This window comes from Stutzerimonas kunmingensis, from assembly GCF_032106285.1.
Taxonomy (GTDB): domain Bacteria; phylum Pseudomonadota; class Gammaproteobacteria; order Pseudomonadales; family Pseudomonadaceae; genus Stutzerimonas; species Stutzerimonas kunmingensis_B.
The window spans coordinates 40,700-65,583 of record NZ_DAMCPO010000003.1; the positions used below are offsets into that span (position 1 = coordinate 40,700).

General features: G+C 65.5%; 23 protein-coding genes and 2 pseudogenes. 11 read left to right on the top strand and 14 right to left on the bottom strand.

Translation table 11 applies throughout. The annotated features are described in order from the left end of the window. Positions 1-25: 25 nt before the first annotated feature. The 3 genes from bglX (at position 26) to mdoH (ending at position 6,600) form a co-directional block, all read left to right on the top strand. The gene (gene bglX, locus RT582_RS03345) at positions 26-2,317 is read left to right on the top strand and encodes a beta-glucosidase BglX (RefSeq protein WP_313476551.1); all 2,292 of its coding nucleotides are present in this window, start codon (positions 26-28) and stop codon (positions 2,315-2,317) included. 187 nt (positions 2,318-2,504) lie between these two features. Continuing rightward, entirely contained in the window at positions 2,505-4,031 is a 1,527-nt protein-coding gene (locus RT582_RS03350) for a glucan biosynthesis protein G (RefSeq protein WP_278389965.1), read from the top strand. Beyond that, complete coding sequence (mdoH, locus tag RT582_RS03355) at positions 4,024-6,600, top strand: glucans biosynthesis glucosyltransferase MdoH (protein WP_278389819.1); 2,577 nt, start codon at positions 4,024-4,026, stop codon at positions 6,598-6,600. The genes RT582_RS03350 and mdoH overlap by 8 nt, the downstream gene beginning before the upstream one ends. A 46-nt stretch (positions 6,601-6,646) precedes the next feature. Here the strand turns inward: mdoH and RT582_RS03360 are convergent, their stop codons facing one another. Further along, positions 6,647-6,988: an FKBP-type peptidyl-prolyl cis-trans isomerase gene (locus RT582_RS03360; RefSeq protein ID WP_014820962.1), complete on the bottom strand. Its 342-nt coding sequence runs from the start codon at positions 6,986-6,988 to the stop codon at positions 6,647-6,649. 227 nt (positions 6,989-7,215) lie between these two features. Here RT582_RS03360 and RT582_RS03365 point away from each other — a divergent pair, with 227 nt between their 5' ends. Next, entirely contained in the window at positions 7,216-7,914 is a 699-nt protein-coding gene (locus RT582_RS03365) for a pirin family protein (RefSeq protein ID WP_090521284.1), read from the top strand. A gap of 83 nt (positions 7,915-7,997) precedes the next feature. Beyond that, positions 7,998-8,597: an NAD(P)H:quinone oxidoreductase gene (gene wrbA, locus RT582_RS03370; protein ID WP_228208556.1), complete on the top strand. Its 600-nt coding sequence runs from the start codon at positions 7,998-8,000 to the stop codon at positions 8,595-8,597. A gap of 15 nt (positions 8,598-8,612) precedes the next feature. On the opposite strand, the gene RT582_RS03375 is transcribed toward wrbA, so the two are convergent. Further along, complete coding sequence (locus RT582_RS03375) at positions 8,613-9,113, bottom strand: GNAT family N-acetyltransferase (RefSeq protein WP_278389822.1); 501 nt, start codon at positions 9,111-9,113, stop codon at positions 8,613-8,615. Positions 9,114-9,246: 133 nt separating this feature from the next. Here RT582_RS03375 and RT582_RS03380 point away from each other — a divergent pair, with 133 nt between their 5' ends. Beyond that, positions 9,247-9,786 carry a DUF3087 domain-containing protein gene (locus tag RT582_RS03380; RefSeq protein ID WP_278389824.1) on the top strand — a complete coding sequence of 180 codons (540 nt, stop codon included), beginning with the start codon at positions 9,247-9,249 and terminating at the stop codon, positions 9,784-9,786. A 45-nt stretch (positions 9,787-9,831) separates the two neighbouring features. Here the strand turns inward: RT582_RS03380 and RT582_RS03385 are convergent, their stop codons facing one another. From RT582_RS03385 to RT582_RS03410, 6 genes and pseudogenes are all read right to left on the bottom strand, one after another. Continuing rightward, positions 9,832-10,533 (bottom strand): c-type cytochrome, encoded by a 702-nt coding sequence (locus RT582_RS03385; RefSeq protein WP_313476554.1) that lies wholly within the window; start codon positions 10,531-10,533, stop codon positions 9,832-9,834. Between the two features lie 10 nt (positions 10,534-10,543). Beyond that, a pseudogene (locus tag RT582_RS03390) lies at positions 10,544-11,516 on the bottom strand (copper resistance protein B). Further along, positions 11,506-11,826, bottom strand: coding sequence for a hypothetical protein (locus RT582_RS03395; RefSeq protein ID WP_044314887.1), 321 nt, complete (start codon positions 11,824-11,826; stop codon positions 11,506-11,508). Before RT582_RS03395 ends, RT582_RS03390 begins: the two are co-directional and overlap by 11 nt. An 11-nt stretch (positions 11,827-11,837) precedes the next feature. Beyond that, positions 11,838-13,636 (bottom strand): annotated as a pseudogene (locus tag RT582_RS03400) (copper resistance system multicopper oxidase). A 209-nt stretch (positions 13,637-13,845) separates the two neighbouring features. Next, positions 13,846-14,292: a DUF411 domain-containing protein gene (locus RT582_RS03405; RefSeq protein WP_044315681.1), complete on the bottom strand. Its 447-nt coding sequence runs from the start codon at positions 14,290-14,292 to the stop codon at positions 13,846-13,848. A 20-nt stretch (positions 14,293-14,312) separates the two neighbouring features. Further along, positions 14,313-14,570, bottom strand: coding sequence for a heavy-metal-associated domain-containing protein (locus RT582_RS03410; RefSeq protein ID WP_044315680.1), 258 nt, complete (start codon positions 14,568-14,570; stop codon positions 14,313-14,315). A 212-nt stretch (positions 14,571-14,782) separates the two neighbouring features. On the opposite strand from RT582_RS03410, the gene RT582_RS03415 reads away from it, so the two are divergent. After that, a complete protein-coding gene (locus RT582_RS03415; RefSeq protein ID WP_014820951.1) occupies positions 14,783-15,466 on the top strand; it encodes a heavy metal response regulator transcription factor in 684 nt (227 codons plus the stop codon). Next, complete coding sequence (locus tag RT582_RS03420) at positions 15,463-16,827, top strand: heavy metal sensor histidine kinase (RefSeq protein ID WP_041014517.1); 1,365 nt, start codon at positions 15,463-15,465, stop codon at positions 16,825-16,827. Before RT582_RS03415 ends, RT582_RS03420 begins: the two co-directional genes overlap by 4 nt. Positions 16,828-16,835: 8 nt before the next feature. Here RT582_RS03420 and RT582_RS03425 read toward each other — a convergent pair whose 3' ends face one another. Together RT582_RS03425 and RT582_RS03430 are read right to left on the bottom strand one after the other, a co-directional pair. Then, entirely contained in the window at positions 16,836-18,158 is a 1,323-nt protein-coding gene (locus RT582_RS03425; protein WP_041014516.1) for a sensor histidine kinase, read from the bottom strand. Continuing rightward, positions 18,155-18,832 carry a response regulator gene (locus RT582_RS03430; protein WP_041014515.1) on the bottom strand — a complete coding sequence of 226 codons (678 nt, stop codon included), beginning with the start codon at positions 18,830-18,832 and terminating at the stop codon, positions 18,155-18,157. The genes RT582_RS03425 and RT582_RS03430 overlap by 4 nt, the downstream gene beginning before the upstream one ends. Before the next feature lie 279 nt (positions 18,833-19,111). On the opposite strand from RT582_RS03430, the gene dsbD reads away from it, so the two are divergent. The 3 genes from dsbD to dsbG are packed head-to-tail and all read left to right on the top strand — an operon-like array spanning position 19,112 to position 22,424. After that, positions 19,112-20,845, top strand: a complete 1,734-nt coding sequence (gene dsbD / locus RT582_RS03435; RefSeq protein ID WP_041014514.1) for a protein-disulfide reductase DsbD — start codon at positions 19,112-19,114, stop codon at positions 20,843-20,845. Next, entirely contained in the window at positions 20,845-21,660 is an 816-nt protein-coding gene (locus RT582_RS03440; protein WP_041014513.1) for a TlpA family protein disulfide reductase, read from the top strand. Before dsbD ends, RT582_RS03440 begins: the two co-directional genes overlap by 1 nt. After that, positions 21,657-22,424 carry a thiol:disulfide interchange protein DsbG gene (gene dsbG, locus RT582_RS03445; protein WP_041014512.1) on the top strand — a complete coding sequence of 256 codons (768 nt, stop codon included), beginning with the start codon at positions 21,657-21,659 and terminating at the stop codon, positions 22,422-22,424. The genes RT582_RS03440 and dsbG overlap by 4 nt, the downstream gene beginning before the upstream one ends. A 112-nt stretch (positions 22,425-22,536) precedes the next feature. Here dsbG and RT582_RS03450 read toward each other — a convergent pair whose 3' ends face one another. The 4 genes from RT582_RS03450 to ytfE form a co-directional block, all read right to left on the bottom strand. After that, a complete protein-coding gene (locus RT582_RS03450; RefSeq protein ID WP_041014511.1) occupies positions 22,537-22,728 on the bottom strand; it encodes a hypothetical protein in 192 nt (63 codons plus the stop codon). Between the two features lie 68 nt (positions 22,729-22,796). Next, entirely contained in the window at positions 22,797-23,480 is a 684-nt protein-coding gene (locus RT582_RS03455) for a Crp/Fnr family transcriptional regulator (RefSeq protein ID WP_003299699.1), read from the bottom strand. Positions 23,481-23,614: 134 nt separating this feature from the next. After that, positions 23,615-24,130, bottom strand: coding sequence for a hypothetical protein (locus tag RT582_RS03460; RefSeq protein WP_041014510.1), 516 nt, complete (start codon positions 24,128-24,130; stop codon positions 23,615-23,617). After that, the gene (ytfE, locus tag RT582_RS03465) at positions 24,127-24,846 is read right to left on the bottom strand and encodes an iron-sulfur cluster repair protein YtfE (protein ID WP_041014509.1); all 720 of its coding nucleotides are present in this window, start codon (positions 24,844-24,846) and stop codon (positions 24,127-24,129) included. Before ytfE ends, RT582_RS03460 begins: the two co-directional genes overlap by 4 nt. Positions 24,847-24,884: the final 38 nt, after the last annotated feature.

The window sequence follows — 24,884 nt, forward strand, 5'->3', positions numbered from 1 at the left end:
ACGAATGGGGTTGCGGAACGTGATGATGAAAAGGCTGTTGCCGTTTGTCCTGCTTGCCAGCGCGATGGGCTCGTTCGCCAGTGCGGCACAGCCCGCGTTGCCGCTGGATGACCGGCAGGCGCTGATCGAAACCCTGCTCGAGCGCATGACCCTGGTGGAGAAGATCGGCCAGCTGCGGCTGATCAGCATCGGTGGTGACATGCCGCGCGAGCGGATCGTCGAGGAGATCGCTGCCGGACGCATTGGCGCCACCTTCAATTCGGTCACCCGCGCCGACAACCGCCCCATGCAGGATGCGGCGCTGCGCAGTCGCCTGGGCGTTCCGATCTTTTTCGCCTACGACGTCATTCACGGCCACCGCACCATCTTCCCGATCAGCCTGGCGCTGGCGTCGAGCTGGGATCTCGAGGCCATCGCCCTTAGCGGTCGCGTGTCGGCCATCGAGGCCAGCGCCGACGGCCTGGACCTGACATTTGCACCGATGGTCGACATCACCCGTGATCCGCGCTGGGGCCGGACCTCCGAAGGCTTCGGCGAAGATCCCTACCTGGTATCGCAGATCGCCGGCACGCTGGTGCGCGCCTATCAGGGTGAGCGCCTGAGCGCCGCGGACAGCGTGATGGCCAGCGTCAAGCACTTCGCCCTGTACGGCGCGGTGGAAGGGGGCCGCGACTACAACGTGGTCGACATGAGCCCGCAGCGTATGCATCAGGATTATCTGCCGCCATACCGTGCCGCGGTGGACGCCGGGGCAGGCGGCGTGATGATCGCGCTGAACACCGTCAACGGCATGCCGGCCAGCGCCAACCGCTGGCTGTTGCGCGACCTGCTGCGCGACGACTGGGGCTTCCGTGGGCTGAACATCAGCGACCACGGCGCCATCGACGAACTGCTGCGCCACGGCGTGGCCCGCGACGGGCGCGAGGCTGCGCGCCTGGCGATCGAGGCGGGTATCGATCTGAGCATGCACGACTCGCTTTATCTGCAGGAACTGTCGGGGCTGGTCGAGCGCGGTGAGGTGCCGATAGAGCTGATCGACCAGGCGGTGGGGCGTGTGCTCGGTGCCAAGTACGACCTCGGCCTGTTTCATGATCCTTATCGGCGTATCGGCAAGGCGGCGGACGATCCGGTTGAGGTCAATGCTGAAAGCCGCCTGCATCGCCAGGCGGCAAGGCAAGTGGCGCGCGACTCGCTGGTCCTGCTGGAGAACCGTCAGCAGACGCTGCCACTGGGCAAGGACGCGACCATCGCGCTGGTCGGCCCGCTGGCCGATTCCCACGTTGACATGCTTGGCAGCTGGTCGGCGGCCGGTGTGGCGGCACAGACGGTGACGCTGCGTCAGGGCCTCGAGGCAGCAATGGGCGATTCCGGCCGGGTCATCCATGCCCGTGGCGCGAACGTCACAGACGATCCGCGACTGATCGAGTACCTGAACTTTCTCAATTGGGATCGCCCGGAAGTGACGCAGGACCCGCGCCCGCCGCAGGCGATGATTGACGAGGCCGTGCGTGCCGCGCGCGAGGCTGACGTGATCGTTGCTGCGGTGGGCGAGTCACGTGGCATGTCCCACGAATCCTCCAGCCGTACCAGCCTTACGCTGCCGGCCAGCCAGCAGGCACTGCTCGAAGCGCTGGCTGCCACCGGCAAACCGCTGGTGGTGGTTTTGATGAATGGCCGGCCGCTGCAACTGGGCTGGGTCAAGGACAACGCGGATGCGGTGCTGGAAACCTGGTTCGCCGGCACCGAGGGCGGGCACGCGATTGCCGAGGTGCTGCTCGGTGCGCACAACCCGTCCGGCAAACTGCCGATCTCCTTTCCGCGCTCGGTTGGCCAGATTCCGACCTACTACAACCACCCGCGACTCGGCCGACCCTTCGTCGAGGGTCGCCCTGGCAACTACACCTCGCAGTATTTCGAAGAACCCAACGGTGCGCTGTACCCGTTCGGTTATGGCCTGAGCTACACCGAGTTCGAGCTGGCGAAGCCGCAGCTTTCACGACATCAGCTGAAACGCGGCCAGATTCTGGAGGTCAGCGTAACGGTAAAGAACACTGGCGCACGCGCCGGCGCGACGGTAGTGCAGCTGTATCTGCAGGATCTGGTCGGCTCCAGCGTACGTCCGATCAAGGAACTCAAGCGCTTCGAAAAGCTCATGTTAGAGCCAGGCGAGTCGCGGGTAGTGCGCTTTGAACTGGGCGAGGACGATCTGAAGTTTCCTGACGCGCGACTCGACTACGTGGCCGAGCCCGGCGAGTTCGAAGTCCAGTTGGGCCTCGACTCGCGATCGGTGCAAAGCGCGCGATTCGAGTTGTTGTAAGACTTTTTTCTGTATGGCGATCTGCATCCAGCCCACGATCGCTGCCGCGCTGTAGAGCAAAGCGGCGGAATACGTGGGTTGTAGGCGATCAGAAACAGCGAAGCAGAGCGGACTCTGCACAAACGTGTAATTCGGAGGCGGTGTGTTACGCATTTTTCAATGGAACACGGGGAATCAGCCGGCACGCATGCTGGCCGGTCTGGCGGGTGGCCTGTGCATGCTGATGGCCGGCAGCTCGCTGGCGTTCAGCCTCGACGATGTGGCCAAGCGGGCTCAGGAACTGGCTGCCAGCGGTTACGAGGAGCCGGTGAGCAACCTGCCCGACGAATTCCGCAAGATGGCATTCGCCGACTACCAGCGCGTGCGCTTCAACCCGGAGCATGCCTACTGGAAGGACGTCGAAACCCCGTTCCACCTGCAGTTCTATCACCAGGGGATGCACTTCGACACGCCGGTGCGCATCAATGAAATCACCGCGACGAAAGTGCGCGAGATTCGCTACGACCCGTCGATGTTCGAGTTCGGCGGTGTCGACATCGACCCGGCCTCGCTGGAGGGGCTGGGCTTCGCCGGCTTCAAGGTGCTCTATCCGCTGAACAGGAAGGACAAGCAGGACGAGGTGATGACCCTGCTCGGCGCCAGCTACTTCCGCATCATCGGCAAGGGCCAGTGGTACGGGCTCTCCGCGCGCGGGCTGGCGGTCGACACGGCACTGCCAGTGGGCGAGGAGTTCCCGCGGTTCCGCGAATTCTGGGTCGAGCGGCCGCAGGCTGATCGGCGCAACCTGGTGATCTACGCGCTGCTCGATTCGCCGCGCGCCACCGGCGCCTATCGCATGGTGCTGACGCCGGGCAAGGACAGCACGCTGGACGTGCAGGCCAAGGTGTTTCTCCGCGAGCAGGTCGGCAAGCTCGGGATTGCGCCGCTGACCAGCATGTTCCTGTTCGGCGCCAACCAGCCGAGCAATGTCACCAACTTCCGTCCGCAACTGCATGACTCCGAGGGTCTGGCGATTCATGCCGGCAGTGGCGAATGGATCTGGCGCCCGCTGAACAATCCGAAGCGGCTGGCCGTGAGTGCGTTCAGCGTGGAGAACCCGCGCGGCTTCGGGCTGATGCAGCGCACTCGCGATTTCGGCCGTTACGAAGACCTGGACGACCGCTACGAGCTGCGCCCGAGCGGCTGGGTGGAAACCCGCGGCGACTGGGGCAAGGGCCACGTTGAGCTGATCGAGATCCCGACGCCTGACGAGACCAATGACAACATCGTCGCCTTCTGGTCCCCGGAAAAGCAGCCGGAGCCCGGCCAGTCGCTGGATCTGGAATACCGCCTGCACTTTTCCATGGACGAACCGAGCCTGCACGATCCTGAGCTGGCGTGGGTGCAGCAGACCCGTATCTCCACCGGCGACGTCAAGCAGGCCAACCTGATCCGCCAGCCTGACGGCAGCACGGCTCTGGTCGTGGACTTCGTCGGGCCGGTGCTGGAGAAGCTCGCCGAGGATGCGCCGGTCAGCACGCGCGTCAGCGTGGATGACAATGCCGAGCTGGTGGAAAACAACCTGCGCTACAACACCGTCACCAAGGGCTGGCGCCTGACGCTGCGCGTGAAGGTGCGCGACCCGGCGCGCCCGGTCGAGATGCGTGCGGCGCTGGTCGATGGCGACAAGACCCTTTCCGAAACCTGGACCTACCAGATTCCTCCCCATGAATGAGCAGCATGCAGTGAATGGTCTGACGCAAAGCTATTGCGACGGCCTGGCATTGAACGAAACCGAGGACCCGGCCAGATACCGGCAGGCGGCCGAGCGGGGCGGCCTGTTCGCGCTGCATGATGAACTGTCTGCCGAGACCAGCGCGCAGCGCAGCCCGTCGCGGCGTCTGCTCGACTCGGTGGTCGCGCGACTGCGGCTGGGCTGGGGCGATCTGTTCGACCGCGCCGGCGTGATCGCCGAGGACCACCAGGGGCGCGCCTATGTGCAGTCGACCCCGCCGATCGTGCGCACACGCATGGTGCCGGAGCCCTGGCATACCAATATTCTGCGCCGCGGTTGGCGCCGGATGCTGGGCCGCACGCCGCCGCGGCGTCACTTCGAGCCCAGTCCGCAGCCGCTCGACGAGGCGCGCTGGCGTCGGGTCGCGGCGCTGCGCCGTGCGGCACTGCTGGTGCTGATGCTCGGCCAGACCGCCTTTGCCACCTGGCAGATGAAGGCGGTGCTGCCTTACCAGGGCTGGTTCCTGGTCGACATGCAGGAAGTGTTCGTCCAGCCGCTGTCCGAATCAGCCCGGCAGATCCTTCCCTATGTGGTGCAGACGAGCATCCTGCTGCTCTTCGCACTGCTGTTCTGCTGGGTCTCGGTGGGCTTCTGGACCGCGCTGATGGGCTTCTTCCAGCTGCTGCGCGGCAAGGACCGTTACAGCATCTCGGCCAGCAGCCCCGGCACCGAACCGATACCGGCCGAGGCGCGTACGGCGCTGGTGATGCCGATTGCCAACGAGGACGTGCCGCGTGTGTTCGCCGGCCTGCGCGCGACTTACGAGTCGCTCAAGGCAACCGGTGAACTCGAGCATTTCGACATCTTCGTGCTCAGCGACAGCAACGACCCCGACACCTGTGTTGCCGAGCAGAAGGCCTGGGTCGAGTTGTGCCGTGCGGTGGATGGCTTCGGTCACATCTTCTACCGTCGCCGCCGGCGCCGCGTGAAGCGCAAGAGCGGCAACATCGACGACTTCTGCCGTCGCTGGGGCAGCAGCTACCGCTACATGGTGGTGCTGGACGCCGACAGCGTGATGAGCGGCGAATGCCTGACCAGCCTGGTGCGACTGATGGAGGCCAACCCCAACGCCGGCATCATCCAGACTGCGCCCAAGGCGTCGGGCATGGACACGCTCTATGCGCGGCTGCAGCAGTTCGCCACGCGGGTCTACGGCCCGCTGTTCACCGCCGGGCTCAACTTCTGGCAGCTGGGTGAATCGCACTACTGGGGCCACAACGCGATCATTCGCGTGAAGCCGTTCATCGACCACTGCGCGTTGGCGCCGTTGCCCGGCACCGGCTCGTTCGCCGGGGCGATCCTCTCCCACGACTTCGTCGAAGCCGCGCTGATGCGCCGCGCCGGCTGGGGCGTGTGGATCGCCTACGACCTGCCGGGCAGTTACGAGGAGCTGCCGCCGAACCTGCTCGACGAACTCAAGCGTGATCGTCGCTGGTGCCACGGCAACCTGATGAACTTCCGCCTGTTCATGGTGCGCGGTGTACATACGGTGCATCGCCTGGTGTTCCTCACCGGGGTGATGTCCTACCTGTCGGCGCCGCTGTGGTTCCTCTTCCTGCTGCTGTCCACCGGCCTGCTGGCGATCCATACGCTGATGGAGCCGGAGTACTTCCTGCAGCCGAACCAGCTCTACCCGCTGTGGCCGCGTTGGCATCCGCAGGAAGCCATTGCGCTGTTCTCGGCGACCATGACGCTGTTGTTCCTGCCCAAGCTGCTCAGTGTGCTGCTGGTCTGCATCCAGGGCGCCCAGGCTTATGGCGGGCGGCTGCGGGTGGTGCTGTCGATGCTGATCGAAACGCTGTTCTCGGTGCTGCTGGCGCCGGTGCGCATGCTCTTTCACAGCGTGTTCGTCACCGCCGCGTTCCTCGGCTGGTCGGTGCAGTGGAAGTCGCCGCAGCGCGGCGACGACGCCACCCCCTGGGGCGAAGCGCTGCGCCGGCACGGCTCGCAGATTGTCATCGGTGTGCTCTGGACGGCCCTGGTCGCCTGGCTGGATGCAGCCTTTCTCTGGTGGCTGGCACCGATCGTGGTGTCGCTGATCCTGTCGGCGCCGGTCTCGGTGATCACCAGTCGTACCGGTCTCGGTCTGGCCGCGCGGCGCAGCAAGCTGTTCCTGATCCCGGAGGAATACGCACCGCCCACCGAGCTGGCCAATACCGACCTGTACCAGCAGCAAAACCAGGCCAACGCGCTGCGCGAAGGCTTCCTCGTGGCGGTGGTCGATCCGCTGTACAACGCGCTGGTCTGCGCCATGGCCCGTGCGCGTCACGCCAAGGTCGTGCCGTCGGCCGACCATCTGCGCGAGCAGCGCCTGGGCAAGGTGCTGGCCGCCGGGCCCGATGGCGCGGATGCCGAGGCGGCGCGCTGGCGCCTGCTGAACGATCCGGACGGCATGGCGCTGCTGCACCGTCACGCCTGGGAAGATCCGGCCGGGGCCGTCTGGCTAGCGCGCTATCGGGAGCAGTATCCCCGAGGCGTGGCGCGCCCGGACCTCGCGGGCGAGGCCTGATACCTGCGACTTTCTGGCGGCCCGCAGGGGGCGCCAGAAAGGCTGATCAGTCGTCGCGCGTCAGCACTTCCAGCAGCTCGATCTCGAAATGCAGATCCGAATTGGGCGGGATATGCGCGCCGACCTGGCGCTCGCCATAGCCCAGCTGCGCCGGCACGAACAGCCGGCGCTTGCCGCCGACCCGCATGCCCATCAGCCCGATGTCCCAACCCTTGATCACCCGACCGGTGCCGATCACGCACTGGAAGGGTTTGCCGCGCTCGTAGGAGCTGTCGAACAGCGTGCCGTCGCTCAGCGTGCCGCGGTATTGGGTGGTGATCAGCGCACCCTTGACCACCGCTTTGCCATCGCCGAGCTGAATGTCTTCGACCAGCAATTCATCGTTCATTCATGCGCTTCCTGAAAGCTGAAAGAGGGGAGCGCTTTGTGGCAGGTAAATGCGCTACGGGCAAGAGACTGGTCGCTACGCTAGAGCGCCGAGCCAGTTCGCCTGCATACGTATCGATCTCATCGATAGTTATTGGCTGAAAATTGCAAACAATATTGATCTGATTGAATGGATCATCTCCCTCATTGGCCGGGTTCGTCCCGGTGCCCCGATCTGTGGAGAGCGAGATGACCGAACTACGTCCATATGCCCAGCTTGGCCATGCGCAGCACGGCTGGCTGAACGCGCGTCACCACTTTTCCTTTGCTGGTTATCACGACGTCGAGCGCATGCGCTGGGGCCGCCTGCGCGTATGGAACGACGACAGCATCGCGCCGCAATCGGGCTTCGAACCGCACTCGCACCGGGACATGGAAATCATCACCTACGTCCGCCAAGGCGCCATCACCCATGAAGACAGCCTCGGCAACCGCGGCCGTACCGTCGCTGGCGATGTGCAGGTGATGAGCGCCGGCACCGGGATCGTGCACAGCGAGTACAACCTGGAGGATGTGGAAACGCGCATTTTCCAGATATGGATTCACCCGCAGCAGACCGGACTGCCGCCGGCCTGGGGCACTCGCCAGTTCCCCACCGGCGAGCGCGCCGGCGCCTTCGTCACGCTCGCCAGTGGCCTGTCCGGCGATGCCGAGGCGCTGCCGATTCGTGCTGAAGCCAGGCTGGCAGCGGCTACGCTTGCAGCAGGGCAGAGCGCCGACTACGAAATTGCTGCCGGGCACCGGGTGTATCTGGTGCCGGCCAGCGGCCAGATCGAGATCAACGGACTTGCGGTCGCCGCCGGCGATGGCGTGGCCGTGCGTGATGAGACACGGCTGAGCATCAGGGCCGTGGCAGACAGCGAAGTTGTCCTGGTCGAGTCGCTCTGACGCCTGCTGTTGGAACGACCCGTCTGGCGCGTTATCCCATCCACCACTTAATTCAGACTCACCCACCGAAAGAGGAAAGCAAGATGGCGAAGATTCTCGTGCTCTATCACTCCATGTACGGCCATATCGAAACGATGGCCAATGCCGTCGCCGAAGGCGCGCGCCGCGTGCCGGGCGTGGAGGTGACGATCAAGCGCGTGCCGGAAACCATGCCGGAAGACGCCTTCCGCAACGCCGGCGGCAAGGTCGATCAGCCAGCCGATATCGCCGATCCGAACGAGCTGCCGGACTACGACGGAATCATCTTTGGCACCCCGACCCGCTTCGGCAACATGTCCGGACAGATGCGCAACTTCCTCGACCGCACCGGCGGCCTGTGGGCCAAGGGCGCGCTGCACGGCAAGGTCGCCAGCGTGTTCGCCTCGACCGGTACCGGCGGTGGGCAGGAGATGACCATCACCTCGACCTGGACCACCCTGGCGCACCACGGCATGGTCATCGTGCCGACCGGTTATGGCATCAGCGAGTTCTTCGACATCTCCGAAACCAACGGTGGCACGCCCTATGGCGCCACGACCATCGCCGGTGGCGACGGCTCGCGTCAGCCTTCGGAGAAGGAACTGTCCATCGCGCGCTACCAGGGCGAGCACGTGGCGAAGATCACCAGCAAGCTCAAGGGCTGATCTGCCGCGCAGTACCTACGCTGGGACCCGCCCGGGTCCCAGCAACAGTCCATACATCAGTTCGTCGACGAAGCCGTCGTCGCTGCTGCGCTTGTAAGCGGCGCGCTGCGTGCCTTCGTAGACGAAACCGAAGTGCTCGTAGAAGGCGATCGCCCGCGGGTTGTCCGCTTCCACCGTCAATTCCACACGACGAATGCCGCTGGCGGCCAGCCTGTCGAGGGCGTCCCGCATCATCCGTCGCGCCAGGCCGCTGCCCCTGACCTCGGACGCGACGGCCAGGGTGCCGAGGTAGGCCACATGGGCGGCGCGGCCCAGATGGCGCTGCACCTTGTAGAAGCCCTGCACCACGCCAGCGTCTTCGAAGACATAGAAACCGGCGCTTTCGAACAACGGCTCGAAGACCTTGCCGAAGTGCTCGCGCGGCATGGGGTCGAAGCCCAGGTAGGGCACCACGTCCGGGTGCATGTAGATGTCGTAGACCCGCTGCTGGTCGGCGGGGGTAGCAAGGCGGCGCATGGGGTTCTCCGATCGGGGGCGGCCTCCAGCATAGCCGGAGCGCGGAAGATACTGCGCTGTATCAGTCAGCGCGCGGCGATTGAGGTGATAATGGCCGCCGCTCATCTCCCTCCTCAGCCAAGGACATCGCCCCGTGGTGCTATTCGAGATCGTTCCGCTCAGCCCCGAAACCTATCGCCAGCAGACTCGGCGCAGCACCCTGATCGTCGCCGTGACCTTCGCGGTGCTCGCCATGGGCTTGTCGACCCTGGCCGTGGCGCTGTTCGGTGAGCCGGGTGGCGACAACCTGCAGCTGAACATCGTCGGCGTCGTGGCCGGACTGGCGCTGACGATCGGAATCGTCAGGTGGCTGTACTGGCAGCAGCCGTGGATGGCGGCGGCGGTGTACGGCTGGCAGCTCAAGCGCAGCCTGATGCGTGTGACCAACATGATGCACCAGGTCAAGGCAGGCGTAAGTGCGGGCGATCCGGATGCGATGAAGCTGCTGCGCTTCTATCACCTGGGGCTGACGCAGATGCATCGGCTCGATGGCAACTCCAGCGGCCTCAGCGATTCGGTTGCCGAGATTGATCGTCACCGCGAGGCGATGGAGGCGCGGAACATGGATACCGACCAGCCACGCCTGGAGCCGGGTTGGCTGGAGCGAGTCGGACGGATCGAGGCGAAGCGCTGAAGCGAACGGCTTGAAGGACGATTGCGCCGTTCATGGCGCAGCGCATCAATGCACGTGGCGGCTACCGTCCGGGTGGTGGTGTACGTCGGCTTCCGGTACTGCTTCTGATTGCGCCGGCGCATGGCCGTCGTGTGCGCCCTGATGATGGTCTGTGCTTGCCGGCTGCTGATCGGCGGCAGGAGCGGGATGCTGGCCGCTGTGATCGTGCATGTCCGATTCACCGCCACCGTGCTGGTGGCCGTCACTAGAGTCCACCAGCGTCTGGTATTCCAGCGGGGTGAGTGAGGGCAGCTGTTCGACGAAGGCGACCAGCGACCAGATGTAGCGGTCCTCCATGAACTTGCCCCACGCCGGCATGCCGGTGGACTTGAGTCCATGCTTGATGACCCAGAAAGTCGCGGCCGGGTCGTTGTCGCGGGAGTCCTCGGCAAGCGTTGGGGGCGCGGGGTAGAGGCCCTGGCTCAGTTCGGTCGGCTCGACGCCGGGCGCCAGGTGGCAACCGACGCACATGGCCGCGTAGTTGCCCGCCCCGGAACGAATCTGCTCCGCAGACCCCAGCGTCGGCACTTCGAGGTCGCGGGCGCGCACGGCCACGGCGCGTTCACGGGTGGTCTCCAGCACGGCGTGCAGTGGCGCGCTGTGCGGGGCGTCCGCGCCGACATCGATGATGCCGGAATACACCACCAGCGCGCCGCCGATTGCAACCAGCAGGGTGCTCAGTGCCAGTGTCGCCAGGACAGTCTTCATACGTGGGGCCTCAGAACCAGAAGCGAATACCGGCTACCAGCTTCGCCTCGCTGACGTCTTCGTCATCGGCACGCAGCAGGTCAGCGGTATTGCCGTAGGCACGGCCCCAGCTGACGCCGACATAAGGCGCGAACTGACGACTTATCTCGTAACGCAGGCGCAGACCGACACTGGCGTCGCTGAGACCGGAACCGACGCCGCGCGCCTGGTCGTTGCGCCCGTGCAGGTTCAGCTCCGCGGTGGGCTGCAGTACCCAGCGCTGGGTCAGCAGGATGTCGTATTCAGCCTCCAGGCGCAGCGCGCTCTGGCCCCTCGCCAAGGAAAGCCGTGGCTTCTGTTTCCAGACCGAACAGTGGCATGCCCTGCACGCCAAAGGCGGCCCAGGTCTGTGGCGAACCAGGCTTGAAGTCCTGGCGCACGCCGGCGACGGTTTCCCACCAGGGGCCGATGGCGTGGCTCCAGAGCAGCTGCAGTTCGGCCTCCTCGGTGTGGCCATTGGTGCGCTCACCCTCGGAGCGGAAGGCGAGGCGGTCGATATCGCCGCCATACCAGCCGGAAAGGTCCCAGGCCAGCGTGCTGCCTTCATCGGCGTCCTGCCATTCCAGCTGATCGGCGAGGAACAGAAAATTGCTGCCGCCCTGATGCATAGAATGAGGCGGCAGGTCGGGAAATGCCGCGGCGCGGTCAGCATCGCTGATCGTAGGAATTGGCGTGCGCGGCTCCTGTCCGGTGCCGACGCCGGTGACTGGCGGGTGAGCCATTGAACTGTGATCCATGCTGCTGTGATCGCGATGATCCATGCCGCCTTGGTTCACAGGCTCATGGTTCATCTGGCTGTGACCCATCTGCCCAGGATCCATCTGGCTGTGGTCCGCTGGCGCAGCGTGCCCGGCGTGTCCGGAATGATCCATGGCCTGCTGCGCCTGGCTCGCCGTCGCAGCCAGTGCGAGGGCGATGGCGACCGGCAGTGTCTTAATGATCATGCGGCTTGCCTTGTTCGGCGCCCTTTGGCAGGTCGTTCTGCATCTTTCCGTTGCCCATGCTGCCGTGGTCCATGTGGTCGGAACCCATGTGCTGGTCGTGCATGTCCTGCATCTTGTCGTGGTCCATGCCCTGCATCATGTCGCCCTGCTTTTGTCCGGGCTTGGGCTGGCTGGCCTGCGGCGCGGCCTGTTCGGCTGGCGCGTTGGCGGGATGATGACCGTCCTGCTCGCTTTGCGCGTAGGCGGCGTTGAGGCTGAGAGCGGCGGCCAGGCCGAAGGCGAGCAGGGCGGTGCGCTTGATTGTTTTCATGGTTTTCTCCGTCATTCTTCTACGCGGACTTCGCGGAACATCCCGAGGTCCATGTGCATCAGCATGTGGCAGTGATAGGCCCAGCGCCCGAGGGCGTCGGCGGTGACGCGATAGCTGCGTTTCGAACCCGGTGGCATGTCGATGGTGTGCTTGCGCACCTGGAAATTGCCGTGTTCGTCCTCCAGATCGCTCCACAGCCCGTGCAGGTGGATGGGGTGGTGCATCATGGTGTCGTTGACCAGCACGAAGCGCACCCGCTCGCCGTATCTGAGGCGGATCGGCTCGGCGTCGGCGAAGGGGATGCCGTCGAACGACCAGGCGAAGCGCTCCATGTGTCCGGTCAGGTGCAGTTCGATGGTGCGCGTCGGCTCACGGCCGTCCGGATCGGCGAAGGTGCTGCGCAGGTCGGCGTAGGTCAGCACGCGCCGGCCGTTGTCGCGCAGGCCGATGCCGGGATCGTCCAGCTTGGACACCGGCATCATGGTCTGCATGTACACCAGCGGGTTGTCGGTTTCGCTTGCCGGATGCGTCTGCATGCCGCCGCCGGACGAGCCGTGGCCCATGGTCGCGTGGTCCATCTGGCCATTCATCTCATTCTGATTCATCGCGCCGTGATCCATGTCGCCATGCCCGGCGTGAGGATCGTCGCTCGGCGCAGGCGCAGCAGCCTGGCCGTGGGCGGCATGATCACCGTGGCCCATGTCCTCCATGCTCAGTTCTGGGCGCGGATCGGGCTCGGGCACCGACGCCTGCAAGCCATCGCGCACTGCCAGCGTGCCGCGGGCATAGCCGCTGCGGTCCATGGCTTGGGCGAACAGGGTATAGGCGTCCTGGCTGCCGTCCGGCTCGACGATCACGTCGAGGGTTTCCGCCACGGCCAGGCGCACTTCGTCCACCTGCACCGGTTCGACGTTCTGCCCGTCGGCGGCGACCACGGTGAGCTTGAGACCGGGGATGCGGAAGTCGAAATAACTCATCGCCGAGCCGTTGATCAGGCGCAGGCGGATGCGCTCGCCTGGCTGAAACAGGCCGGTCCAGTTGCCGTCCGGCGCCTGGCCGTTGAGCAGGTAGGTGTAGGTGGCACCGCTGATATCGGCCAGATCGGTCGGCGACATGTTCATCTTCGCCCAGGCCCAGCGCTTGCTGACGGTGTCACTCCAGCCGTTGTCGGCGACGTCATTGATGAAATCGCCAAGCGTGCGGCGGCCCCGGTTGTAGTAGTCCGAGCGCTTCTTCAGCTTGGCCAGCACCCGTGCCGGGCTTTCGTCGGTCCAGTCGGAAAGGAACACCACATAGTCGCGATCGTAGCTGAAAGGCTCCGGCTCCTTGGGATCGATGATCAGCGCGCCATAGACGCCCAGCTGTTCCTGAAAACCGGAGTGGCTGTGGTACCAGTAGGTGCCGCTCTGGACGACCTTGAAGCGGTATTCGTACATGCCATCCGGCGCGATGCCGGCGAAGCTGAAGCCGGTAAGCCGTCCATGTTGGCCGGCAGCAGGATGCCGTGCCAATGGATGGAAGTGTCGTGGGGTAGCCGGTTGCGCACGCGCAGGGTCACGGTGTCGCCCTCGCGCCAGCGCAACAATGGGCCGGGGATGCTGCCGTTGATGGCCATGGCAGTGCGGCGCTTGCCGGTGAAGTCCACGCTCATGGAATCAATGGTGAGGTCGAACTCGGTGCCGCTGAGCACCGTCGGCTGACCTGGGCTGGTCAGCGCCCAGACGGGCTGTTGCCACAGCCCGAGGCCAGCGACGGCGCCGCCGGCAGCCAGGCTTTTGACGAAGGTGCGCCGAGAACTGGTCAATTGCATGCGGGTCCTGTTCGGTCGATCGAATTGTTGGTTTGCCGCCGCGCAGGCGCGACGTTGCAACGCTTGTGACAAGCACCATAGCGCGGTGCATCTGTCAGCGACCTGAAGCGAAAATTACGATTTTGTCAGCTGGCAGCGTGGCCAGCCCCAATCGGGCTGGCCCTGCCGGAGATGCCGAACGGCATCGCCTGTCCTGATGGCAGCGCGGCTTAGCGAACCGGTTGCGCGCCGAGGTAGTCGCCGAGCACCAGATCGCGGCCCTTGGTGGTCAGGCCGATCACCTGGTACTGCTGGTGCGGCTGGCCATAATCCATGCCCGGCGAGCCCGCCGGCATGCCCGGTACGGCAACACCGGCGAGATCGTCGCGCTTCTTCAGCTCATGAATCGCCGCAACCGGAACGTGGCCTTCGACGAACTTGCCGTCAATCACACCGGTGTGGCATGAGCCCAGGCGAGGCGCGACACCCAGCTTCTGCTTGACCGCCGACATGTTGCTTTCGACGTGATCGCGCACCTCGAAACCGTTGGCCTCCAGGTACTTGATCCAGTCCTTGCAGCAGCCGCAGTTGGCATCGCGATGCACATCGATGACGTCCGCGGCGTGGGCCATGCCGGACATCAGCAGAGCGGCGAGTGCGGTGAGGTAGAGTTTCATGGGCTTCTCCAGAGCGATGTTCAGTTGCAGCCGCAACCGCATCCGGTTTTGCGGGGCGTCGGGGCAGGCGAGTCGGTGGTGACCTCGGCAGGGTAACCGGCTTCGTCGAGTGCGGCGATCAGCTCCGCGCTATCGGCCGTGCCGTCTATCCGGGCGACCCCGGCGGCCAGATCGACCTCGACGCGCTCGACACCCGCCAAGGGCTGTAGTGCCGCGGTTACATGCCGGACGCACGCGCCGCAGGTCATGCCGGATACCTTGAGTTGAATGCTGGTCATGGGATGGTCCTCGGTTAGCCAGTCTGGTAGCACTGGCTTGATGCTCAACCTTGACGCGATGGCAAGGTCAAGCATCATTTTTCTGAGTACCACGCTAACCCCGGCGGCCTGACAAGAGGCTGATCGGAAGATTACTTTTTTGTCAGCTTCGTGGCGTCCCAGCTGCGGGCACTGCCACACTTGCGGCGTCGCCACCGAAGGAACTCGCCGCCATGAAATTGCTGGTCGCTGAAGACGAACCGAAAACCGGCATGTACCTGCAGCAGGGGCTGAGCGAGGCCGGCTTCACCGTCGACCGTGTTACCAGCGGCACCGACGCGCTGCAGCATGTGCTGAGTACGCCCTATGACCTGCTGATTCTCGACGTGATGATGCCGGGCCTTGATGGCTGGGAAGTGTTGCGCCTGGTGCGGGCGTCGGGCAACGAGGTGCCGGTGCTGTTTCTGACCGCGCGCGATCGCGTCGAGGATCGCGTCAAGGGGCTGGAGCTGGGCGCCGACGATTATCTGGTCAAGCCGTTCGCTTTCTCCGAACTGCTGGCGCGCGTGCGCACCCTGCTGCGACGAGGCAACGCGGCGGCCTTGCAGACCCAGTTGAAGATCGCCGATCTGGAGGTCGATCTGCTCAAGCGCCGCGCGGTGCGGGCTGGCCAGCGTATTGACCTGACTGCCAAGGAATTCGCCCTGCTGGAACTGCTGCTGCGTCGGCGCGGCGAGGTGCTGCCCAAGTCGCTGATCGCTTCCCAGGTGTGGGACATGAATTTCGACAGTGACACCAACGTCATCGAGGTGGCGATCCGTCGCTTGCGTGTGAAGATCGACGATGGCTTCGAGCCCAAGCTGATCCACACCGCACGGGGCATGGGTTACATGCTCGACGAGCCGGACGCGCCATGAAGCGGCTGTCGCTGACCGCGCGGCTGAGCCTGATGTTCATGCTGGCGGTGACCGGCGTGTTGGCCGCCGCCGGTTACTTCTTCAGCCAGCTCAGCGAACATCACTTCGACGAACTGGACCGCCATACGCTGCACGAAAAGCTCGAGGCAAGCCGACGCCTGCTGGGGGAGCTGGACGACCTGCAGAACTTCGAGCGCGTTCGCCCACAGCTGCAGGCGCTGCTCGGCGGGCACAGCGAGATGCGCGGTTTCATTTTCGATGAACGCGGTGCACAGCTGTTTCCTCAGCCGGGCGTTGATGAAGCGGAACCGCCGCTACTCGGGCTGATCGGCCGGGAGGCGGGAGAGCTGACACTGGACGGCCACGTCTGGCGTGGCGAGGCCGGGCATCTCGCGATCGGCGCACAGCGGCTGACCTTGCTGATCCTGCTCGATGTCACCGCGCACAAGGCCTTCTTCCATACGTTCAGCGGCTGGCTATGGTCGGCGCTGGTGCTCTGTGCCTTGCTCAGCGGGCTGCTCGGCTGGCTGCTGGTGCGCAGCGGCTTGCGACCGTTGCGCGATGTGACCCAGGTGGCCGCGTCCGTCTCGGCCAAGTCGCTGCGCGAGCGCATCCCCGACGAGTCGACACCGGCCGAGCTGCAGCAGCTGGTGCAGGCGTTCAACGCCATGCTGGCGCGACTGGAGGACGCCTTCGTGCGGCTGTCGAACTTTTCCGCCGACATCGCCCACGAGCTGCGCACACCGCTGAGCAACCTGATGACCCACACCGAGGTGGCGCTGACCCGCGCGCGTACGCTGGATCAGTACCAGGACAACCTGCATTCGAATCTGGAGGAGCTGCAGCGCATGTCCCGGATGATCGACGACATGCTGTTCCTCGCCAAGGCGGATAACGGGCTGATCGTGCCGGACGCCAAGCCCGTCGCGCTGGATGCGTTGTGCGCGCAGCTGCTGGACTATTACCAGCTCTCGGCGGACGAGCGCGGGGTGCGTTTCGAGCTTTCCGGTGCCGGCACCATTCAGGGCGATCTGTTGATGCTGCGCCGGGCGCTGTCGAACCTGCTGTCCAATGCGCTGCGTTACACGCCCGACGGCGAGCGGATCCGGGTGACCATCGAGCGAGGCTCAGGTCACGTGACGCTTGAGGTGAGCAATCCCGGGGCGACCATAGCGCCCGAGCATCTGGAGCGACTGTTCGACCGCTTCTACCGGGTCGACCCGGCGCGCCGCGAAGGCAGCCCGAGCAATGCCGGGCTGGGCCTGGCGATCACCCGTTCGATCGTTCAGGCCCATCAGGGTGCGATCGGTTGTACGTCGCAGAAGGGCTGGACGACCTTCCACCTGGAATTCCCTGGCTAAGCGCGTGCTCAGCGCTGCAGCGGCACCGTCAGCAATACGCGTAGGCCGCCGGCCTGGCTCTCGAAGGTGAGGGTGCAGTCGCAGCGTTGCGCGATCGCCTGGACAATGGCCAGGCCCAGGCCGCTGCCACTGCTGGCGGCGTGTCGCCAGAAGCGGCGGGTCAGGTGCTCGAGATGCTCGGCGGCGATGCCCGGGCCCTGGTCGCGTACTTCGAAGCGTACTCGCTCGGCTTCAGGCTGCAGGGTCAGCGTGACGGCGCTGCCCGGCGCGGTGTGGCGCTGGGCATTTTCCAGCAGGTTGCGCAGCGCGGCGATGGCCAGCACCGGCGGCATGGCCAGCGGCGTGTCGGGCAGGTCCGCCGGGACCTGCAACAGGATTGGCGCGCCGTCACCGCCACTGGCGTCCTGAATCGCCAGTCGCGCGACCTCGGCGGCCGTGCACTGCAGGCCATCGTCGAAATCCAGACTGCCTTCCACCCGGGCCAGCAACAATAGCTGTTCCAGTGTGCGCTGCAGGCGGTCGGCGCCGGCCTCGGCGTTCGCCAGCGCCTGTTCGGCGGTGGCGCCTTCTGTCATGCGTGCTACCTGCAGGTGGGTCTTGATCGCTGTCAGCGGGCTGCGCAGTTCGTGGGCGGCGTCGCCGGTCAGCCGGCGTTCGCGTTCGATGGCCTGGGCGATGCGCTGGAACAGCTGGTTCTGCGTCTGCACCAGCGGCAGCAGCTCCGGCGGCAGGCCTTCGACCGGCAAGGGTTCGAGGGAGTCGGCGCTGCGTCGGGTCAGTGCCTCGCGAATCCGCCGCACGGGCGCCAGCCCTCGGCCCAGGCCAAGCCAGAGCAGACCCAGGCTGCCGAGCAGGGCGACCGCCACGGGCAGCGCCGCCGCCAGCAACACCGAGCGCTTCAGCGCGGCACGCTCATCCAGGCGGTCGGCCGTGGTGATGCGCAGCTCGCCTTGCACCAGGGTGAAGCTGCGCCAGGGCACGCCGTCGATCAACTGGTCGCGAAAGCCGTTCTGCTCGGCGTCCAGCTGCTGGTCGGGCGCACTGTGGCTGCGCGCCAGCACCTCGCCACGCAGCGAGCTGACCTGGCAGGCCAGGCCGTTGGGGATGCCCAGTTGCTCGGCGCTCAGACGCTGCGGCGGGCCGTCGCCGGGCACCGGCTGCGGCAACTGCACCAGCAGACCGGCGACCATGCGCGCCGAGGCGGCCAAGCGCTGATCGAGCGAGAGCATCATCTGGCTGCGAAGATCGACCAGCATCCAGGTCGCAGCCAACGTCCAGAGCAGCACGAAGGCCGAACCGAGCATCACGGTCAGGCGCAGACGCAGGCTCATGGCGCGTCCTCGTCGCCTGCGAGGCCGAGACGGTAGCCGAGGCCCCGCACGGTTTCGACGATGCCGCTGCCGAGCTTGCGGCGCAGATGGTGGATATGCACGTTCAGGGCGTTGCTCTCGACGTCGTCGGCAAAACCGTAGACCGCGTCCTTGAGCTGCTCGCTGCTGAGCACCCGGCCCTGGTTGTTGAGCAGCGCCTGCAGCAGTGCCTGTTCGCGGCGCGACAGGTCGACGAGGCGGCCGTCCAGGCGTGCTTCGCAGCGGCTCGGGTCGTAGCTCAACCGGCCATGTTCGATGAGGTTGACGCTGCGGCCGGACATGCGCCGCATCAGCGTGTGCAGGCGCGCGGCCAGCTCGCGCAGGTCGAACGGCTTGAGCAGGTAGTCGTCGGCACCCGCCTGCAGGCCGGTGACCCGGTCGCTGACCGCATCGCGTGCGGTGAGCACCAGCACCGGTAGTTCCAGGCCCTGTTGGCGCAGGCGTCGCAGCAGGACGATGCCGTCTTCGTCGGGCAGGCCGAGGTCGAGGATCAGCACATCGAAGTGCGCCGTACGCAGCAGGGCTTCGGCATCCGCCGCAGTCGCGGCGTGGTCGACGATCAGGCCCTGGGCATTGAGCCCGGCGACGATACCGCTGGCGATCAGCGCGTCGTCTTCGGCAAGCAGCACGTGCATGGGAGGGTCCGCAGAAAAAGCTCAAGGATGGACCTTAGCGATTAAGGCAACGTTATGCAGCCGTGCGCTGGCGTTAGCAGGCCGTTGAAAAACTACCTGCGTTGCCATCGCAGCGTTAAAAACAGGCTCAAAATGCTCATTTACCGTTCGTAAACTGCGCTTTTTCGCCTGTTTTGCCTCGCGCTGGCGGCCTCGCCTACGTTTTTCAACGGCCTGTTAATGGCGCGTTAATCCCGTCGCGGCATGCTGCGCGGCAGTCATTTCTCGGCCAGGACTCTCATGCGCATATTGGTTCTTCTGCTGTTTCTGTTGGCGCCCGGATTGGCGCTGCCGGCCGGTGGGCTGTTTGGCGGCGGCTCGCAGGATGATTTTCTGCCGGTGGAAGAGGCGTTCGCGCTGACGGTCAGCCCGCAGGAGAACGGCGCGACGCTGCTGCACTGGCGGATCGCACCGGGCTATTACCTCTATCAGCAGCGCCTGCAGTTCGACGGCCTGCCGCCGGAGCGCCAGCCGCCGCTGCCCGAGGGCGAGCCCTACAGCGACGAGTTCTTCGGCAATTCGCAGATCTACCGCGACAGCCTCGAACTGCTGATCCCGCCGGGCGCGGAGAATAGTGTGCGTCTCGGCTGGCAGGGCTGCGCCGATGCAGGACTCTGCTATCCGCCGCAGACCCGCGAGGTGTCGTTGACTGGCAACGGCACGGCGGCAGCGCCTGGGCTGGCCGAAGATCAGGCGCTGGTCAGCGGCCTCGAAAGCCAGGCACTGGCCTGGAGCCTGCTGGTGTTCTTCGGCCTCGGTCTGCTGCTGGCCTTCACTCCCTGTTCGCTGCCGATGTTGCCGATCCTGGCGGGCATCGTGGTCGGCAGCGGTGCCACCTCGCGCCGTGGTTTTGCCCTGGCGGCGACCTACGTAGTCAGCATGGCGCTGGTCTACGCCGGGCTCGGTGTACTGGCGGCGCTGCTCGGCGCCAACCTGCAGGCGGCGCTGCAGCAGCCCTGGCTGCTGACCAGTTTCGCCGTGCTGTTCGTGTTGCTGGCGCTGCCGATGTTCGGTTTGTTCGAGCTGCAATTGCCGGTGACGCTGCGTGATCGCCTGCAGCGTGTCGGTGATCGCCAGCGCGGGGGCAGCCTCGCCGGGGCTGGCGCGCTGGGCGTGCTCTCCGGCCTGCTGGTCGGCCCCTGCATGACCGCACCGCTGGCCGCCGCGCTGCTGTTCATCGCACAGAGCGGCAGTGCGCTGCAGGGTGGCTTGGTGCTGTTCGCGCTGGGCCTGGGCATCGGCACGCCGTTGCTGTTGCTGGTGACGGTCGGCCAGCGTTTTCTGCCCAAGCCGGGCGCCTGGATGGACCGGGTCAAGGTGGTATTCGGCTTTCTCTTCCTCGCGGCAGCGCTGTTCGTTGCGCGTCCGTTGCTGGCCGACTGGCTGTGGCTGGGCCTGTGGGGCGCACTGTTGGTGGTGCTCGCCACCGCCTTGCTGCATGTGGCGCAGGCAGTGCAACGCCAGCGCGTGCTCTGTCAGGCCAGCGGCATTCTGCTGGGCCTGTGGGGCGCAGCGATGCTGCTCGGTGCCGCCGGCGGCGCGGATGATCCGCGTCGGCCGCTGGCGATCTATGCCGGCGGTGGAACGGGTGCCATCTCCGCCGAAGCTCACGCGCTCGGTTTCAGCGATCCGGCGGTGCTGGATCGTGAGCTGGCAGCGGCCAAAGCGCAGGGCCAGTGGGTGCTGATCGATTACTACGCCGACTGGTGCGTCTCCTGTAAGGTCATGGAGAAGGAGGTCTTCGGCAATGCCGAGGTGCAGGCGAGCCTGGACGGCGTGCGCGTGCTGCGCCCCGACGTGACCCGCAGCGACGCCGCCAGCCGCGAATTGCTGGACCGTTACCAGGTGCTCGGCCCGCCGACGCTGCTGTGGATCGGCCCGGATGGCGTCGAGCGCCGCGAACGCCGTATCACCGGCGAGGTCGGTGCCGGGGACTTTCTGCAGAACTGGAACCAGACCCGGGAGCGAGGTTGATGCTGACTGTGAATATCGGGCCGCTGGCCCTGGCGGTGCCCCATGTATTGCTGCTGGGCAGCCTGCTGCTGGCGACCCTGACCGGCTGGTGGGTCGGCCGCCGCAGCGAGCGCAACCCGGAGCGGCAGCTGTTTCGCCTGCTGCTGGTGGCGCTGCTGGTGGCTCGCCTGGCCTTTGTCACGCTGTACTGGGCGTACTACCGGGATGACTGGCTAAGCGTCATCGATATCCGTGACGGTGGCTTCATCGCCTGGCCCGGGCTGGTCGCTGCGCTGGCGTTGGGCATCTGGTGGGGCTGGCGCGACCGCGAACTGCGCAAGCCGCTGGGTATCGCGCTGACGGTGGGAATCCTCAGCTGGGGCTTCAGTAACCTGGCCTGGCACTCCTTCGAGCAGGGCACGCGGCTGCCGGAAATGGCCCTGCGCGACAACCAGGGTCGCCCGGTGGCGCTGGAGGATTACTCCGGCCAGCCGCTGGTGATCAATCTCTGGGCGACCTGGTGCCCGCCGTGCCGGCGCGAGATGCCGGTGCTCGCCGACGCCCAAGCCCGGGAAAGCGACACCCTGTTCCTGTTCGTCAATCAGGGCGAGGGGGAGGGGGAGATCAATCGCTTCCTGGAAACCGCGGGGCTGAGTCTCGATAACGTCCTGCTCGACAGTGGCGGGCGCCTCGGCCAGCACGTGGGCTCCACGGCGCTGCCGACCACGCTGTTCTACAACGCCGATGGCCGCCAGGTCAGCAGCCATCTCGGCGAACTCTCGCACGCCAGCCTGGCGCGCGCGCTGGAAAAACTGAAAGAGGAAGCTGCGCAGTGATTCGATTCAAGCCGTTACCCTACCTGCTGGCCGGCGTCAGCCTGCTGGCCCTGCCCATGGCGCAGGCCGAGGAATTGCCGGAGGCGATCAAGGCCGTCGAGGCGCGTGGCGCCGAGGTCGTCGGCAGTTTCGCGGCACCCGGCGGGCTCAAGGGCTATGCCGCGCGTTACAACGGACAGGGCATGGCGCTGTATCTCACCCCGGATGGCGAGCACGTGCTGATCGGCAGCCTGCTCGATGCCAAGGGTGAGGACCTGACCCGCGCGCACCTGGAGAAGCTGGTCTACGAACCGCTGGGCAAGGAAATGTGGACGCGCATGGAGAACAGCACCTGGATCGCCGACGGCAAGGCCGACGCGCCGCGCGTCATCTACATGTTCAGCGACCCGAACTGTCCGTACTGCAACATGTTCTGGAAGCAGGCCCGGCCCTGGGTCGAGTCCGGCAAGGTGCAGTTGCGACACATCATGGTCGGCATGCTGCGCGCCGACAGTGCCGGCAAGTCCGCCGCGTTGCTCAGCGCCAAGGATCCGCAGGCAGCGCTCAACGAGCACGAGGCGGCCGGCAAGGCGAGCAAGCTGAAGCCGTTGCAGAAGATCCCGGCAGCTCTGGAGAAACAGCTCACCGACAACCTGATGCTGATGAGCGAACTGGGCGCCCAGGCGACTCCGGCGATCTTCTATCTCGACGACAACGACCGCCTGCAGCAGCACCAGGGTGCGCCGCAGCCGGATGCGCTGGCGCAGATCATGGGGCCACGCTGAAGGATTGCTGCGGGTGGTCGCTGAGCTGTTTCGCGGCACATCCGCTTCAGCACGGGGCGGCGTTTCACTGCGAAGCGACTATCCGCTGTAGACATCATTGGGTGGGGCGCCATCAGAACAGATGGCGCGGCAGCCAGACGATCATCACCGCGCAGAAGATGCTGAGACCAATGCAGAACCACAGGAAGCGCCGCTGCCGGCGCTCCGGGGCGCTGTCGGCGTGTTCCGGCAGCGGCATGCCGCAGTTGCCGCATTCGGCTTGCTTCGGCGGGTTGTCCTGCTGGCAGTACAGGCATCTGGGCATGGCGGCGCTCCTCTCGGTCGGTAAAGCCTGACACGGCGGAAAATCCGCGGGCTTTGACGACGATCAACTCACTCGAACTGCTCGAGTCGCTGGCGATCGAGGATGGCGATCTGCCGGCCTTCCTGGGTGATGATGCTCTCGTCGATCAGTCGACGAATGATCCGCGAGAACGTCTCCGGCTGGATCGACAGGTGCCCGGCCACCAGCTGCTTGGCCATCGGTAGTTCGAAGCTGTTGCTGCCGTCCTTCACTCGCGCCAGTTGCGTCAGCAGATAGCGCACCACGCGGTGGGTGGCGTTCTTCAGCGACAGCGTTTCGATCTCGTTGATGCGCTGGTGCAGGCGCACGCAGAGCTTGCCGAGCAGGGCGAAGGTGAGGCGCTGGTTCGCTTCCAGCAGGCGCATGTAGGCCGCGTTGGAGAACCGGTAGACCTGCGACGGGCAGACCGCCTGGGCCGAGGCCACGTAGTTGGGCGTGTCCATCAGCATCATGGCTTCGGCAAAGGTCTGGCGGTTGCCGATGACCTCGAAGACCTTCTCCTGGCCGTCGGGCGTCAGGCGGTAGACCTTAACCGCACCGGAGATGACGAAGTAGAAGTTGTGTGCCGGCTCGCCCTGGTGGAACAGGTTGTCACCCTTGTCGAGGTTGAGCAGTTGGCTGGCATTGAGCAGTTCTTCCATCTGCTCTTCATTCAACGGTTCGAACAGGTGGTGGCTGCGGAGAATCTGGTGGTGTACGCGGTGAAGCACCATGCAAGGCGTCCTGTTTCAATTGAACAACAACAAACGTCGGCCTTCAGCCTAGCGCATGTGATGGGCGATGACGCAGGTTAGAAGTTGATGACGGTCATGATCTGGCCATACGCGGCTCAGTACCGCGTAGGCGATCAGTGCAGATGCGCGACGAATCCTTCACGCCATACCGGCTCGGCAAACAGCTGCGGATAACGTTCCAGTGCCTCGAAAATGCGCTGCAGGCCCTGTTCACGCTGCTCGGCGTCGGACAGCGCCTCGGCGCCCTTGAGCAGGTCGATCAACAGGCCATGCAGCGCATTGTCAGCGGCTTCCGGCAACTTGCAGTTGGCGATGAGATAGCTGGTCGCCGCTTCGATGTCGCGTTGCAGCGCGGCCGCCGACTCGTCACTGACCGGCTGGCCGGGGGCACTTGGCATGCTGCGTTGTACGACTTCGTGGATACGGGTCATGCCTTCGCGCAGAGCGGCGTCGGTGGCCCAGCGCTCGCCTGGCGTAGCTTGGGCGGCGACGGGCGTTGGGTGGCTGTGATCGTGTGCAGTGGCCGCCTGCGCCGTGCCGACGGCCATGCTCAGGGCGAAGCTGCTGGCCAGGGCGACGACCGAGGCCATTGCCACGCCCCAGGCGATAGGTTGCAGATACTGTTTCATGGTTGAGCCACCTCAATACGTTGTACGCCTTCATCGCTCGCTGTCGGCGCGGTCATTTCCGCGTTACGGAACAGCACGTTGTTCTCCAGGTGGATGTGCTGCATCAGGTCGCTGCGCATCTCCTCCAGCCCGCGATACAACGCGCGCCAGGTATTGCATGCGTTGGCCGGCGGGGTGATGTCGTTGGTCAGCGCTGCCAACTGTTCCAGGGCATTGCCGTGCTCCTGATGCTCGTAGCGCATTACCGAGATCGGCCCCTGTGCCTGCGGGAAGCGCATGCCGCGCTGCAGCATCGGGAAGAGAATCTGTTCCTCCTTCAGCATGTGGCTTTCCAGCTCCTGCTGCATGTGCCACAGGTGTTCGGCGAGACCGTTGGGGCATTCGGGGCGGCTGCCATGGACCTGCTCGACCCGGCTGGCCAGGCGAATCAGCTCCGGGAACTGGTCGCGATGCCGCTCATGGAAGCGCGCCAGGATGTATTCGATCAGCTGGCCAGCGGGCTCGGCGCGCCAGTCCTTCTCGGACTCTTCCGGCTCGAGGGCGAGCAGTGCGTCGGCGATGATGTGCGGATCGACATCGATTCGCGCCGCGGCCTCGCTCAGCGGCAGGTCGCCACCGCAGCAGAAGTCCAGGCGGAACTGGCGGAATACCCGGGTGGCACCCGGCACCGAACATGCGAGATTGCCGAGGGTCTGGTCGATTAGGTCGGTGGTCATGGCAGTGGTCCTGATGGATATGACCCGTCCATCGCAAC